Source organism: Nocardia testacea NBRC 100365, assembly GCF_000308775.1.
Taxonomy (GTDB): Bacteria; Actinomycetota; Actinomycetes; order Mycobacteriales; family Mycobacteriaceae; genus Nocardia; species Nocardia testacea.
This window is the reverse complement of the sequence record NZ_BAGJ01000184.1, coordinates 1-14,538: the sequence shown is the minus strand read 5'-3', so window position 1 is coordinate 14,538 and position 14,538 is coordinate 1. Positions and strand designations below refer to the sequence as shown.

The window sequence follows — 14,538 nt, the reverse complement described above, 5'->3', positions numbered from 1 at the left end:
TCGTCCGGAGTGCTTGTTTGGTTCTGCAGGTCGGGATCGTGGGTGCTGTTTTGATCTCGATTGGCTCGCGGTCGGCTACTCGGTCCGCTGTCGGTGGCAGGCGGCTGAGGCCCGCCCGCGCGGGGGCGAGAATTCGACTGTTATTCCTGTGGTGCCGGTGGCCCGCTTTCTTCCATGATTCTCGTCGCGAGTCGAGCGCTGGTACCACTATCGGTGGGTGAGCTCCGATCCGGTGATTGCTCGGAGTGGAGTTCGACTACACGCGACGATCGCGGCGCCACCGCACTGATGCCGGGCGCACAGGGCGGACCCGCGCGCGTGTGGCTGTCCGGTCTGCTGTTCATCCTCAGTCGGTTCCGTGGCGGTTGGCGGAGCGGCCGACGCGTCGTGGACGCTCAGGCCGGGAAGAGCGGCCCTTTTGAGCGGGCATCGCACGCTTCTCGATACGGCGGTGTTCACCCGTCGCCGTATCCGGGTGTTCCGGTTACTGTCGCGGCTTCAAGCTTGGCGCCATCGAAACGGCAGGCGTCCGGATATATTGGTCCGTTCGGCTGGGCGGCAGGCTGTCATGGCGGTCGAATGCGCATGACGTCGGTTTCACGTGAAACGGCGCGGTCGGCCGGTCGAGTCCGGGTTGCCGTAAGTCGGCGACTCCGCGTTGTCGAGGGAGCTTTTGGCTGGTTCGGGGGAGGTGATGCGATGCAGCGATTGCCCCCGATCCTCGGATTCGCTTCGCGGTGCATGCGAATACCGAGTGCGCCGCGCCATGCGGGATGGGACGGACCTGTCAGGAGCGCGGGGTGATGCTCCCGCTCGCACGACCGATGGCAGGGCCCCGGGCGGGAGCCCCCAGTCGCTCTTCGGCTTGTCATGGACTGCTTTCTGTCTGCCGCGAACCGCTCCCCTGCCGCCGCGGTTCACCCTTCTGATGTGGTTTGTGGTTCGGTTCGGGTACGGATATCGAAGCGGGTAGCGACTTCCCGCTCGGGGTTCTGTGTGAGCTGAATCGGACAACGCGCCTACATCGAAGCCACCGGGCCCACTGCGCGCCGACACCGTGCGGGCGCATGGAACGGCGCCATGACGGCCGCCGCACCAGCACACCTCGGGCCGTCGAGGCCGGCGGATTCTGACCCGGCGATTGGCCCCGGCTCGGGCGGCCCCCCGAACCTGCTCACGCGCGGACAGCTTCTGAGAGGCGTCGGAGAACCGGTTCGCCGCCGCGCCGACGATCATCCGCCCGGCTCCGCCGGCGTTCGCGACCGCGGGCGGCCGCAAGGTGACGACAGAGTGCGGTCCGGCTGAAACAAAGTGGATGGTCGATTCGCCACCGGCGGTCGGCTGGATCTCCGAATGGTCGGGCGGTTGCGGTTCCACGGGATGTGCGGGGAGACGCCGGACAGCCACTCCTGGTCGCCGATACGAACCCCGGCTACGACAACGCCGCGCGCACCGATGTCGCGAATTCGCATACCAGGTGGCGGAACCCAGTCGGGTGGTTGCACGAGAAGGATCGGCGGCATTGTTCGAGACCGGATTCCGGTCTCGACGAAACATGCGTGACCGCGACGAGATGCATCAACGAGGTGAGCCAGGAGCCGGGAGGGTCGCGGGGGTGCGTTATGCCGGTGGGGTCACGCGCGCGAACCACGCTGATGCATCACGCCGGTCGGGTCAGGCAGGTTTGAGTCAGGCAGGTCGGGTCCCGCGGGTCGGGTGGATAGGACGAGTCACGAAGGTCGGGACAGCTCGGTCGGGTCACGTGGGTCGGGTTCATTCGGGTTGGGTTCACGTGGGTCGGTCATGCGGGTCGGTCACGTGGGTCGGTCACGTGGGTCGGTCACGTGGGTCGGTCATGCGGGTCGGGTCACGTGGGTCAGGTCATGGGGGTCAGGTCATGGGGGTCAGGTCATGGGGGTCAGGTCACGTGGGTCGAGTTATGGGTCAGGTGATGCGGGTCGGGTCATGCGGGTCGGGTCATGCGGGTCGGGTCATGCGGGTCGGGTCGCTTCGGTCGGGTTATCCGAGGCGGGTTACGCGGGTTGAGTCATCGCGGCGGGTCGTACCTGTGGACCCGGCAGGGACGACATAGTTCGGGCGTCCGTTCGCCGTTAGCGGCCGGCCGCAGTCGGTCAACTCCTGGCCGATCCTCTGCGGGCGGTCATCGCACCCAGCCCCCGGTGTCCCCGGCGAATGATGACGCCGGTCGATCCCCTTGGTTTGCCCCACGCCGATGTCTGTACTGCGAAGGGACAGAGCCACACGGCGTCGAGGGGCCCTCGACGCGAGGCTGTGGGTGTAGGCCCTACCCATCCGCCGAACCGTCACTGTGACAACTCGGTGCGCTGCTATCTCTCGCGGCGGAGGTTCCACTCGACGCGCCGACCGTCGAGGCCGCTCGTTTGCTGCTCTCAGATCGCCTTGCGCCGACCCGGAATGAATGACATAGAGGCTGTCTGGATGATCCGCGGTGACTGTTTCCGGGCACCGATTCCGTCGCAGCGCTCCGGCTGAACGACGCGCCACGTGTCCGATGTTTCCCGTGAAACATCGCGATAGAACTCGTCGGTGACCGTTGTCGGGAGCCGGAACGCGGAAAGTTGTATGTGTCGTGGGCGCGTCGCAGCGATTCAGCTTTCTAATCGCGCCCGCGGCTGGCAAGCTATTGAGCGTCGGGCGTGAGCGTCGGTGCCACGTAGGAATCTTGGTGTTGCAGCGGCGAAAGCTCCGCTCGGTCGACTGGCGACTGAGCGTCAGCGTCGGAGGAGGTAGCTTCGCGTGACCGTGCATCGTAGCGAAGCCGTCCGGTCCGAGCGCAGATGCCGAGGTTGTCGTCGTGGAGCATGATTCGAACCAGTACGGCTTGTTTCGACGACACGGCGCCGGCGTCCGTCAGGCCACGTGACTTGCAGTTCTCGCGTTAGGAGCGGTCTATGTCGAACGGTTCAGCGAATGTTTCACGGGAAACATCACGCGTACCGGGAATGCTGGACAACAGCAATATCGGCCCGGAAACCCTCGGGAGTACGCCATACGGGCACATCTCCCCCACCGAGACGCCGATTGCTGCCGAGGCGCACCGCGCGAGCCAGCTAATGCATCCAGGAAAGGTGACCGTGCCGAAACCGCATGAGCAACGCATCATCACCGTGGCCAACCAGAAGGGCGGGGTGGGTAAGACCACGACGACGGTGAATCTGGCCGCAGCTCTGGCGCACCATGGGATGAAGGTGCTCGTAATCGATCTCGATCCACAGGGTAACGCTAGTACCGCGCTGGGGGTCGAGCATCATTCGGGTATCCCGTCCACCTACGAACTGCTGATCGGTGAGATCAAGGTTCAGGACGCGATCCAGCAGAGCCCGCACAGCGATAATCTTCTCTGCATTCCGGCGACGATCGATCTGGCCGGGGCCGAGATCGAACTGGTGTCCATGGTGGCCCGGGAAGCCCGACTCAAGGGCGCCATCCAGGAAGCCAATATCGCCGGCTACGACATCGACTACGTCCTGATCGATTGCCCGCCTTCGCTCGGCCTGCTCACCATCAACGCGATGGTCGCGGCGCGCGAGGTCCTGATCCCGATCCAGTGCGAGTACTACGCGCTGGAAGGTGTAGGTCAGTTGATCCGGAATATCGGTCTGGTGCAATCGCATCTCAATCCCGACCTGCATGTATCGACGGTGGTGCTCACGATGTACGACGGGCGCACCAAGCTGGCGGACCAGGTCGCCGAGGAGGTGCGCAGTCACTTCGGCGATGTGGTGTTGCGCTCGGTGATCCCGCGCAGTGTCAAGGTCTCCGAGGCGCCCGGATACGGGATGACGGTTCTGGATTATGATCCGGGCTCCCGTGGTGCCTTGAGCTATCTGGATGCCGGTCGGGAACTTGCCGCACGCGGTGCGGTGAAGTATGCCGCGGCGGCGGATAGCGCGGAGTGAATGGATCGAGCGAGTGTGATCGGGCGTGGTTGTGGACGCGGGCAAGGGAAAGGGTAGGCCGGTGAGTCAGTCGAAAAAGGGTGGGCTGGGACGCGGTCTGGCAGCATTGATCCCGACGGGACCGGCGCCGGTCGCGGCGGGTCTGGGGACCGAGGCGGCCAATGCGGTGATCGGACTGGATCCCGGGCCTCGACCGGCATCCACCTATCTGCATCAGGTTCCGGAACCCGTGGAGGTACCGGAGCTGGCTTCGGCCGGTGACGCGGTCTATCGAGAGATAGCACCGGACAAGATCGAGGCGAACCCCAAGCAGCCGCGTCAGTATTTCGACGACGAGGCCCTCGCGGAACTTGTCCACTCGGTCCGGGAATTCGGGCTGATGCAGCCTATCGTGGTCCGGGAGATCGAATCGGGCAGTGGCCGATATCAGCTCATCATGGGTGAGCGGCGGTGGCGGGCGTGCCAGCAGGCCGGTCTGGAAACCATCCCGGCCATCGTCCGTGAGACCAACGACGATGCCCTGCTCAGGGACGCACTGCTGGAGAATATCCACCGCGTCCAACTGAACCCGCTCGAAGAGGCAGCGGCCTATCAGCAGCTGCTCGAGGAGTTCGGGGTCACTCAGGAGGAACTGGCGACCCGGCTAGGCCGGTCCCGGCCGGTGGTGACCAATATGATCCGGCTGTTGAAGCTACCTATTCCGGTGCAGCGCCGGGTCGCGGCCGGGGTGCTCTCTGCCGGGCACGCGCGTGCTCTGCTCGGTCTCGAGGGTGGTGCCGACGCACAGGAAGTGCTCGCAGCCCGGATCGTCGCCGAAGGGCTGTCGGTGCGCTCCACCGAAGAAGCGGTGAAGCTGGCGAACCGGGAAGAGGAGCCGCCCAAACCGCCGGCGCCGAAGCGCCCGCCGATCCACTCCCCTGGACTACAGGATGTGGCCGACCGCTTGTCGACATCGTTCGATACCAAGGTTTCGGTGAGTCTCGGTAAACGTAAAGGCAAGATCGTGGTCGAGTTCGGATCGGTGGACGATCTGGAACGAATCGTAGAGCTGATGATGCAGTCAGCACTCGAAAACTGAAATTTCGCCGTGTCGGCCGCGCAACCTCTCCCTGGGAGCTGAAACGTCACTGTGACAGTGGCTGGTCGTGGGGTCGGAGCGCGGCTACAAGGAATGATCGAAGATCACGGTGACGCGAAATGAGGCGAGTTCGCTTGATCGCATATTCTGGCTGTCGAGAAAACTATGATGCGGCGTGAGCGTAGACGAATCGGATAGCTGGAGGCTGAGCAGAGCGGTGTCGACCAGCGTCACAGGACTAACCCTGGAGAGCATCAGCCGGCTACCGGCTCATGCCCGCCGCTGTGTGTTCTGGGAAATGGACCCTGCGGTAGCTGCCGACTCGTGCGGATTCAGCGATCCGGTGTTCGAGAAGGAAGCCTGGATTTCGACGGTCATGCTCGAATGGGGCTCCTGCGGGCAATTGGCGACCATCGACGACAAGACCGTCGGCTGTGCCATCTACGCGCCACCCCGGGTGGTTCCGCGTGCCGGCCTCTTCCCCACTTCCCCCGTGAGCCCCGATGCGGTACTGCTCACCACCCTCGGCACGGAGTATCCCGACCTGGACGGCGATATCGCCTACCGTCTGGTGCAGGGGGTGGTCACCGACCTGGTCCGGCGAGGTGTGCGCGCTCTGGAAGCCTTCGGTATCCGCGGAACCCCGCCGAGCACCGCCCTGTCCGATCGGCCCACCGGGACGATGCGCCTGATGGAACGGATCGGCGCCCCCGATCGCGGGACGCGCGGATCCGGCCTGGAGTGCAGCCCCCAGAACTGCATGATCGAATCCGACTTCCTGGAGGAGGTCGGATTCGAGGTGGTGGCGCCGCACCACCGCTTCCCGCGGTTGCGGCTCGAACTCGATTCCGACCACGGCTGGAAGGAAGATGTCGAGCACGCCCTCGATCAGCTGCTGGCCGCCGCGTCGATGACCGTGCCGACCCGGGTTCTCACGCTGTAGCAGCCGCGCGCGGCCGGGGGACTCGCTATCCGCTGTCGGCGGCGGCGAGTTCTTCGGCCAGCAGCTCGGCGAAAGTGTATGTGCCGGTGGGCTGATCGTCCTGCCCGAGCAGATAGAGGCGCTTCACCGAGATCAGGATCGCCTCCGCGATGACGTCGCGCATCCGGGGGCTGGCCAGCACCGAGGCATCGTACTGGTTGGTGACATAGCCGAGATCGACCTGAACGGTCGGCATCTTGGTCAGACGTAGTAGGTCCCAGGTACGCGGATGGGTCCGGCAATCCTGCAGCGAGGTACGGGCCACCACCTCACGCTGGATGAACCCGGCCAGCACCTGGCCGATCATGGAGACCGACCCGTGCGAATTGCCGAAGTAGAATCCGGCCACGCCGTTGGCCATGGGGCTGGAATTGGACGCGCACCGCAACGAGATCATCAGATCCGCGTCGAAGGCATTGGAGGTTTCCGCGCGCTCCACATCGGTCGGATTGCTCCCCCACGGGCGGGACAGAAAAGTCTCCATCCCGGTGGCCGCCATCCGGCCTTCCAGCCGGCTGGCCAGATCCCACAGAACCTCCGATTCGTACACGTCCCCGAATTCGGTGGGTACGGCCCGGCCGCGGTCGTCTCCACCCAGACCGGGATCGATGACGATGCGTTTACCGGTGAGCTGCGGTCCCGCCCGGTGCACCACTTCCTCCTCGGCGATCCGGTGTGGATTACCGCCGGTGACCCGGGCGCCGAGCAGTTCCAGCGAACGCAGTGTGTCCGGACCGCAGATCCCGTCGGCCGAGAGGCCGATCTCGCGCTGGAACGAGGTCAATCCCTCATGGGTGTGCGGACCGAAGAACCCGTCCACCCGGTGCACGTAGAATCCGAGGTCCTGCAGCCGACGCTGCAGCGTCGCCACATCGTCGCCGTAGAGCGGTGCGGAGAGCTGGTAGATGAGGGTGCGGGCGCCCAGGCGGTAGGACGCCTCTTTCAACGCCCGGTAGGTGGCCGGACCGACGACGCCGTCGACCAGTAATCCGCGATGCTGCTGGAAGGCACGCACCGCGGAATCGAGCTGATAGTCGAAGGTGGCTTCGGTGTCTTTCCAGTATTCGCCCGCGCTATCGGTGTCCACGCCGTTGTGCGCGTGCAGGAACCCCAGACTTGCCAGGGTGCTCCGAACCTCTGCTACGGCTGGACCGGTGTCGCCGTGACGAAGTCGGTGCATGCGTGAGGGCCCTTCCTTCCGTCAATCCCGGGTACCCACTCATGCGACGGCCTACACCCTCGCACGACGGAGCGTGGTCGATTCTGTCAGACCCGGACCGGAATTCGACAATCTTGGTCAGGGCATACTACGGCGCGTCGCCGTGTCACGGCCGCCTGTTGGCGTATTCGAGACGTCAGATCACGTCTTCGAGTTCCCGCAGGAGAGCGGCCTTGCCCTTGGCTCCGACGATCTGTTTCACCGGCTTGCCACCGGCAAAAAGGATCATAGTCGGGATGCTCATCACCTGATAATCGCGGGCGGTCTCGGGGTTGGCGTCGATGTCCAGCTTGGCCACCGTGAGTTTCTCGCCGTGCGAGCCCGCGATCTCCTCCAGCACCGGGGCGACCATCTTGCACGGCCCGCACCAGGTGGCCCAGAAATCGACCAGCACCGGCTTCTCGCTCAGCAGCACATCGTCGGCGAACGACTTGTCGGTGACGGTGACCGTGTTGGTGCTTTCGGACATGGGTGTTCTCCTCGATCTCCCGGGCGCGACGCGCCCGCGGGTCAGTTCGCTACGGCGACGTCGACCGGCTGGTCGGCGTTCCGCAGCGTATTGCTGGTGATATCGCCCTTTTCGGCGAGCCAGCGTTCGGCGTCGATGGCGGCGCGGCAACCGGTACCGGCGGCGGTGATTGCCTGCATATAGGTGTGGTCCACCAGGTCACCGGCGGCGAAAACGCCCTCGACGGTGGTCTGGGTACCCGGTTCGCGCACCTGCACATACCCCTCGGCATTCAGCTCGACCTGGCCGCGGACGAGTTCGCTGCGCGGATCGTGACCGATGGCCACGAACAATCCCGTGGCGGCCAGCTCGGAGGTTTCGCCGGTGCGGGTGTCACGCAGGGTCAACGAGGTGACGCTGGTCTCGCCGTGTACCCGCGCGACTTCGGCGTTGAGGTGGAACCGGATCTTCTCATTGGCCTTGGCGCGTTCGAGCATGATGCGGGAGGCACGGAACTCCTCGCGCCGGTGCACCACGGTGACACTGGCGGCGAATTTGGTGAGGAAGATCGCCTCTTCCATCGCCGAGTCGCCGCCGCCGACCACCACGATGTCCTGGCCCTTGAAGAAGAAGCCGTCGCAGGTGGCGCAGGCGCTCACGCCGCGACCGAGCAGCTCCTGCTCGCCGGGGACGCCGAGGTAGCGGGCGGCCGAACCCATGGCGAGGATCACCGCGTGCGCCTCGTACACATCGTCGCCCACGGTGACCTTCTTCACCGGGCCGCTCAGGTCGATCGCGTCCACATCTTCGGTGCGGATCTCGGCGCCGAAGCGTTTGGCCTGCTCACGCATCTGTTCCATGAGGTCGGGGCCCATGATGCCGTCGCGGAATCCGGGGAAGTTTTCCACCTCGGTGGTGGTCATCAGCGCGCCACCGAACTGGGTGCCCTCGAACACCAGCGGCTGGAGTTCGGCGCGGGCGGCGTACACGGCGGCGGTGTAACCGGCCGGTCCGGAGCCGACGATGATCAGGTCGCGAACTGGCGTGCTCATGGGACCCTTCCAGAAAAGCTAGCGGGGACGATTCGGTCAACAACAGGGTAGACGCGCTTTGTTCCCGGTCCCCCGCGCCCGGCGGTGCCGGCGAGCGAAGGCCGCCCGCACCACTGGCGGTGCGGATGCTAGCCGATATCGGTGGTGGCGAGGACATCGGCGTTACCGGGGCCGCAGCCGGGACCGACCACCAGGGCGGTGATCTGTGCTCCGTTGCGCCCGCCGACCAGAACAAGGACCGCTTCGCGGCCGTGGAAGTCCATATCGGCCGACCCCAGCACCGGCCGGTCTATGCCGGCGGCCGTAACACAGGCGGTGAGGGCGGCGGGATCGGCGAGGCGACCGCCGACGTCGTTACGACCGAGCGCGCGCAGCGCCACCGTGGTATCGAGGCCGGGGCCCGGTTCGATGCTCGCGGAGGGCGGTGGAGCCGCTGTGGGGGCGGTATCTGTGTCGGTACCTCCGATGGTGAAGAACGTGGCACCGGCGGCGACCACGAGTACCGCCGCGGCGGCGAGCGCGACCGCGAGACGACGCCGTATGCGGCGAGTGTCCAGGGAGACGGGTGCGGCGAGGTGCGTGTGCTCGGAAGGCGTTGCGGGACCGGCCTCGTCGGGCGCCGGGGGCGCGGGATGGCGGAGCGATGGCGAGAGGTCGGAAGTTTCCGGTGGGGAATGGCCCGGCGGGTGGGCGGGCCCCGTCCACGCCGCGTCGATTCCGGAATCCCCGCCCGGCCGGCCCAGCGATTCGGCCAGTACGTCCAGCCGGGCGGCGATATCACCGGGAATCGGGCGGGTGATCCGCTCGGCGGCGCCCAGGGCCGCCAGCGAGCCGCGGAGCTCGTCCAGCGAGTCGAGATAACGTCTCGCCTCCGGGTCGCGCTGTACCGCGGGCCACAGGCGCGCACTGAGCTCCGGATCGATATTTCCGGCGTGCAGATCCGCGAGCAACTCAGCCGGGAAAGGAGGTTGCGGAATGGGGCTCATGACCTGCACACCTCCAATGCTGCTGCGTCCATCTGACTCGAATACCGATTCCTGCGGCCGGTTTTTCTGTACTCCCTCGGGTACATACCGTTGGAGAGGGAAAATGTGTCACTGGTACTGACGCGGGGGCCCTACATCCGGTTCCTCTCCACCTGCAGAGAATCCAGTTCGGTCTTCAGACGCTGCCGGGCCCGCGCGCATCTGCTCTTGATGGTGCCCACCGGGACACCGAGCAGTTCCGCGGCGTCCGCGACGCTATAGCCTTCCACATCGACCGCGACGACCGCGGCCCGCTGGTCCGGCGGGAGCTGGAAGAGGGCGCGTTCGAGCACCAGCGAGATATCGACCCGGCTGTAATCATCGGAGTCGTCGGAGATCTCGGGCCAGACCTCCGGCGCCAGGTACAGCGTGGGACGCGCGCGATTGCGGCGGATCCGGTCGAGGCAGGCATTCACCACGATCCGGTGCAGCCAGGTGCGCACCCCGGATTCCGCCCGGAAGGAGCCCGCGTTGCGGTGCGCGGACAGGAGCGCCTCCTGGAGGGCGTCGGCCGCGTCTTCCGGGGTGTAGCAGACTCGTACGGCGGTCTGCCACAGATGATCGTTGTGCCTGCGGATCAGTTCGGCGAAGGCATGTGGGGCGCCGTTCGCGTGGGCACGCAGCAGCTCGGTATCGGTTGTTGTACCCAGCTGGGATTCCCCTGTTCCCACCGCGGCGGCTCGTATCCCGGCACGACCCCCCGCGTTCACTTCGGACGCCAATAGCCAACCCCTTGGACAGCGCTCACGGCAGCAACGACGGCCGGCGATCCGGAACCGACAACCCCTGCGGTGCGCAGCGTGCGGAATCGAACCCCTGATCCCGCCGGGCTCCCTGCTGAGAGCGCGGATCGAGATCATATCCCGGCAAATGATTCGGCGGCAACCGATCTCGGCCCGTACGCGCACACGTGCGAGCCGATCGGTACGCGCCGGTCAGGGTTCGGCCTGGAACCCGAGTTCGCCGATGGAGCTCTGGAACTGCGCCCCCGAATTACCCAGCCCGGTAACCCAGATGAGGACGTAGCGCGCCGCTTGATCGGTCTGGATCGGTACCTCGGTCACCCCGTCGCCCAGGACGGCCGTGCCGACGAGCTGGGTCTGGTCGAGGGTGGCCGCCTCGGTGGGCGAGGTGCGGATCTCGACATTGGTGCCGGGGGTGGACGAGGTGATCGAGACCTTGGTCAGCTTCGCGGGACTGGGCAGGGTGGCCAGCAGTCCCACCCCTTTCTTCAACGCCGGGAACTGCTGGAAATACTGGTCGGTGCGCCAGGCGGTGGCCGGATCTCCGTCCGTGGTGGCGGCGGCGCCGGACGGATCGTCGGGGGTGCCCTCCGGGGAGAACACCACCACTCCGCTGGCCGGCACCGGCACCCCGGCGGCCGCGGCGGGCGCCGACGTGGGGCCGGCCGGCGTCTCCGAGGCATCCGGCGCCCGGCTGGTGGTGAGCCCGATGACCTTCTGTTCGTTGAGCGGCTCGCTGGAGTCACCCGGAGCGAAAACGCTGACCAGCCACCAGATGACGATGCCGACGACCAGGGCGGTGAGGATGCCCAGGGCCACCATGATCCACATCATCCGCTGTGACTTCTCGCGTTCGGCGGCGAGCAGCTCCGGATCGGCCAGCGATTCGTCGGCCGGGGCCGGGGCCCGCTGACCGAGTCGCAGCACCGGAATGAAATCGGTCTTCTGGTCCACCACCGACGCCTGCTCCAGCACATGCTGGATGGTCGCGGCGGTCCGGACGCCCGTATTGGGTTCCAGTGACCGCACCGCCACCGCGGAGATCTCGAACGGGACCTCGGGCCGGATCTGGCGGGGTTCCACCGGAGTGCCGTCCGGACCGAAATCGGCCAGGTGCAGGCCGCCGACCGTAGCGGCGGCACCGCTCATCCCGTCTTGGCGCAGCGGCCAGCGGGCGGTCATGAGGGCGTACAGCATGGCCCCCAGGCCACGGACATCGCTCTGCGGGTCCGCGTCACCCAGGGTGCCGGGGAAGGCCAAGACCGCATCGCCGGACGCGCTGATGCGAATCCGGTCCGGATGGTCGATGGACAGGGCTCCGCCGCTGCGGTGGGCCATTTCGGTGGCCGAGGCGAGAACGCGGATGGCGCGCGCGGCACCGATCGGCGACGGGACGGTTTCGGCCATCTCGCGCAGCGAACGGCCCGGGGTCCATTCGGCGACCACGATGCCGCCGGAACTGCCACGCACCACGTCCAATACCCGGGCCAGACCCGGGGAGTTGATCCGGCCCAGCCGCAGGGTCCGGGACAGGATCGCCTGCGGGCCGTCCTGGCCGGAATTACCGGCGGCCTTCTGATCGGCGTCGACGAAGGTCAGCGCGACCTCACGGTCGAGCTTGATATCGAGTGCCTGCCAGAACCGCAGCCCGCGCGCTCCACCGTGCCCGGCCAGCAGCCGGTAACGGCCGCCCGCGACCGAGGCGCCGGGGATGAGTTCGGGTCCGCGCTGAACCCGGCTGGACCGGGTCATCGGCGGAACCGGGATCATCCCGGTGTCGTAGACCGGGTCGGTGGCCGAAACCGTGGCACCGGTCTGGTGCAACTGCTCCTCCGACAGGTGTTCGCCGGGCTCTTCCGGTTCGTATCCGTCGTCCGATCCGCCGGTGAAGCGCGCGGTCTCATCGTCGTCGGGGTAACCCCCCGATTCCGTCCGCTGCTCCACCGGGTACGCCGGATCGTGCGCGGGCGGTCCACCGACCCCGCGCTGGGTGTGCGGGTCGCCCGGTGCCGACTGCTCCGGGGGAACATCGGTGGACAGGCGACCGCTCGCCGGATTCGAGGAAGAATCGGCGGCTGGGCGCTCGCCCACCGCGTCGTCGCTCACCCTCGGACCTCCTTCGCCCTGGTATGCCGCAACTTCAGCGGTCCTGCCTCTTGTGCTCGTCTGCCGAACAGGGTACGGGAACTGACCCGAGCCGGTGCGCTCAACCGAGTCCGGCCGGATCACCGGCAGCACCATGGTGCTCTGCGCGTCCATGGCCGAGTCGAAACCGGAGTACGCCAGGTACGGATCCGGCCGGTGCAGAACGCGAGTGGCGTATTCGTCCTCGGCGGGTCCGAGGTCGATCTCGGGGGCCGGCGGGGTGATGCCGAGGCGGCGCGAGACGGCCACCGTGATCGCGACCACCTCGGGGATACCGGCCAGGCGCATCAATCCGAACGCCACCGCGAACATGACGATCGCGGTGATACCCACCCGGATGAACGACCCGGGGCCGCCGAGCGATTCGGTGAGCCGGTCCAGTCCCATGACGCGGTCGGCGATGAGCATGACGGCACCGCCCGCCAGCGAGGCCAGCAGCACCCGGCTGACCGTCCGCCCGACATTGGCCATCCGCAGATCGCCCAGACTGCGGTGCAGCAGGTAGCCGCCGATCACCGCGCCCGTGGTGAAGCCGAGGCCGGTCGCGACGCCCAGCACGATCACCACCTGCTCACTGCTGTCGGCGATGAATGGGGCCAGCGCCGAGAACAGGATCTTGATCGTGGTGATCCCCAGGATGATCCAGGTGGGTGTCCACGCCTGTTCGCGGGCGTAGAACACCCGCAGATGGATCAGCACCAGCGAGTACGGGATCAGGGTGAACGCCGAGAAGCTCACCGCGGTACCGAGCCGGGAGGCGTCTTCGGCGAACCGGGCGTAACCGAACAGCGCGTCGCCGACCTGCGGACCGGCCACTGTCAGGAAGGTGACGATGGGGATCAGCGCGATCATGGTCAGCCGGGTGGCGGCCGAGAGATCGTCGACGACGGCGGGGGTGTCGTCGTTGGCGGCGTTGCGGCTCAGCCGGGGCATGATCGCGGTGAGCAGGGTGACGCCGATGACGCCGTAGGGCAACTGGAGCAGCAGCCAGGCGTTCTGGTAGATCGCCGGGCCGGCCTCGTCGGCCTGCGAGGAGATATTGTTCGCGAAGATGCCGCCGATCTGGCTGATCAGCACATACAGGATGATGGCGGCCGCCATCGTGCCGAACTGCTTGAGGCGACTGTCCATCCCCCACAGGGGGCGCAGGTCGATGCCCTGGCGGCGGATCGCGGGTAGCAGGCTGGCCGCCTGCACGATCACGCCGAGAGTGACGCCACAACCCAGTACGAGCAGTTTCGGATCGCTCATCCGTACCGGGTCCAGGGTGATCTCCCCCGGTGTCAGCGCGTACAGGCCCAGCACGACCAGCACCACCACATTGTTGAGCACCGGTGCCCAGGCGCCCGGTTTGAAGGCGCCGCGGGTGTTGAGGATGGCGGTGAACAACGCGGACAACCCGTAGAACAGCACTGCGGGCACCAGCAGGAAGGTGAGCGCCGTGGTGAGGGCGGTGTTGACCTTGCCGTTGGCGGAGACGAAGACATGGGTGGCCAGAATCGGCGCCGCCGCGGTGGCCAGCAGCGCGGCGGTTCCGAGGATCACCGAGGCCGCGGTGACCAGGCGCCGGATGAAGGCGGCGCCGCCGTCGGGATCCTCCTGTTCGGCCCGGACCAGGGTCGGGACCACGATCGCCGTCAGCACCGCACCCAGCACCAATTCGGCGATCATGTTCGGAATGAGGCTGGCGGAGGTGAACGAGCTGGCGATGGCCGGGCCCAGCACCGCCAGCAGCAGCAGCTGTTTACCGAAACCGGTGATACGGCTGATCAGGGTGGCGATCGCGATCGACCCGGAATCCTTCAGCAGCTTGGCCTGGCTGTTGTCGGCCTTGTCGGGAGCTTTGTCCGCGGCGGGTTTCTCCGCCACCGCGACCGCGGAAGGCTGCCCGGTGCCCGGCCGGTT

At 66.7% G+C, this 14,538-nt stretch carries 9 protein-coding genes; 3 read left to right on the top strand and 6 right to left on the bottom strand.

Going from position 1 to position 14,538, the window contains the following annotated elements; genetic code table 11:
- The first annotated feature begins 2,984 nt into the window (after positions 1-2,984).
- From ON38_RS25435 to ON38_RS25425, 3 genes are all read left to right on the top strand, one after another.
- Positions 2,985-3,941: a ParA family protein gene (locus ON38_RS25435; protein WP_174372462.1), complete on the top strand. Its 957-nt coding sequence runs from the start codon at positions 2,985-2,987 to the stop codon at positions 3,939-3,941.
- A 61-nt stretch (positions 3,942-4,002) separates the two neighbouring features.
- Complete coding sequence (locus tag ON38_RS25430) at positions 4,003-5,019, top strand: ParB/RepB/Spo0J family partition protein (RefSeq protein ID WP_039827544.1); 1,017 nt, start codon at positions 4,003-4,005, stop codon at positions 5,017-5,019.
- A 217-nt stretch (positions 5,020-5,236) separates the two neighbouring features.
- Entirely contained in the window at positions 5,237-5,962 is a 726-nt protein-coding gene (locus tag ON38_RS25425) for a hypothetical protein (RefSeq protein WP_039827540.1), read from the top strand.
- Positions 5,963-5,987: 25 nt separating this feature from the next.
- Here the strand turns inward: ON38_RS25425 and ON38_RS25420 are convergent, their stop codons facing one another.
- From ON38_RS25420 to ON38_RS25395, 6 genes are all read right to left on the bottom strand, one after another.
- A complete protein-coding gene (locus ON38_RS25420; RefSeq protein WP_030524459.1) occupies positions 5,988-7,181 on the bottom strand; it encodes an N-acetylmuramoyl-L-alanine amidase in 1,194 nt (397 codons plus the stop codon).
- Positions 7,182-7,356: 175 nt separating this feature from the next.
- Positions 7,357-7,689 (bottom strand): thioredoxin, encoded by a 333-nt coding sequence (gene trxA / locus ON38_RS25415; protein WP_030524460.1) that lies wholly within the window; start codon positions 7,687-7,689, stop codon positions 7,357-7,359.
- A gap of 41 nt (positions 7,690-7,730) precedes the next feature.
- The gene (gene trxB / locus ON38_RS25410) at positions 7,731-8,720 is read right to left on the bottom strand and encodes a thioredoxin-disulfide reductase (protein WP_039827539.1); all 990 of its coding nucleotides are present in this window, start codon (positions 8,718-8,720) and stop codon (positions 7,731-7,733) included.
- Positions 8,721-8,848: 128 nt separating this feature from the next.
- Positions 8,849-9,706 carry an RsmA family anti-sigma factor gene (locus ON38_RS34320; RefSeq protein WP_157181882.1) on the bottom strand — a complete coding sequence of 286 codons (858 nt, stop codon included), beginning with the start codon at positions 9,704-9,706 and terminating at the stop codon, positions 8,849-8,851.
- 131 nt (positions 9,707-9,837) lie between these two features.
- Positions 9,838-10,416: an RNA polymerase sigma factor SigM gene (gene sigM, locus ON38_RS25400; protein ID WP_051165164.1), complete on the bottom strand. Its 579-nt coding sequence runs from the start codon at positions 10,414-10,416 to the stop codon at positions 9,838-9,840.
- Between the two features lie 264 nt (positions 10,417-10,680).
- Entirely contained in the window at positions 10,681-14,502 is a 3,822-nt protein-coding gene (locus ON38_RS25395) for a lipid II flippase MurJ (RefSeq protein ID WP_083873086.1), read from the bottom strand.
- Positions 14,503-14,538: the final 36 nt, after the last annotated feature.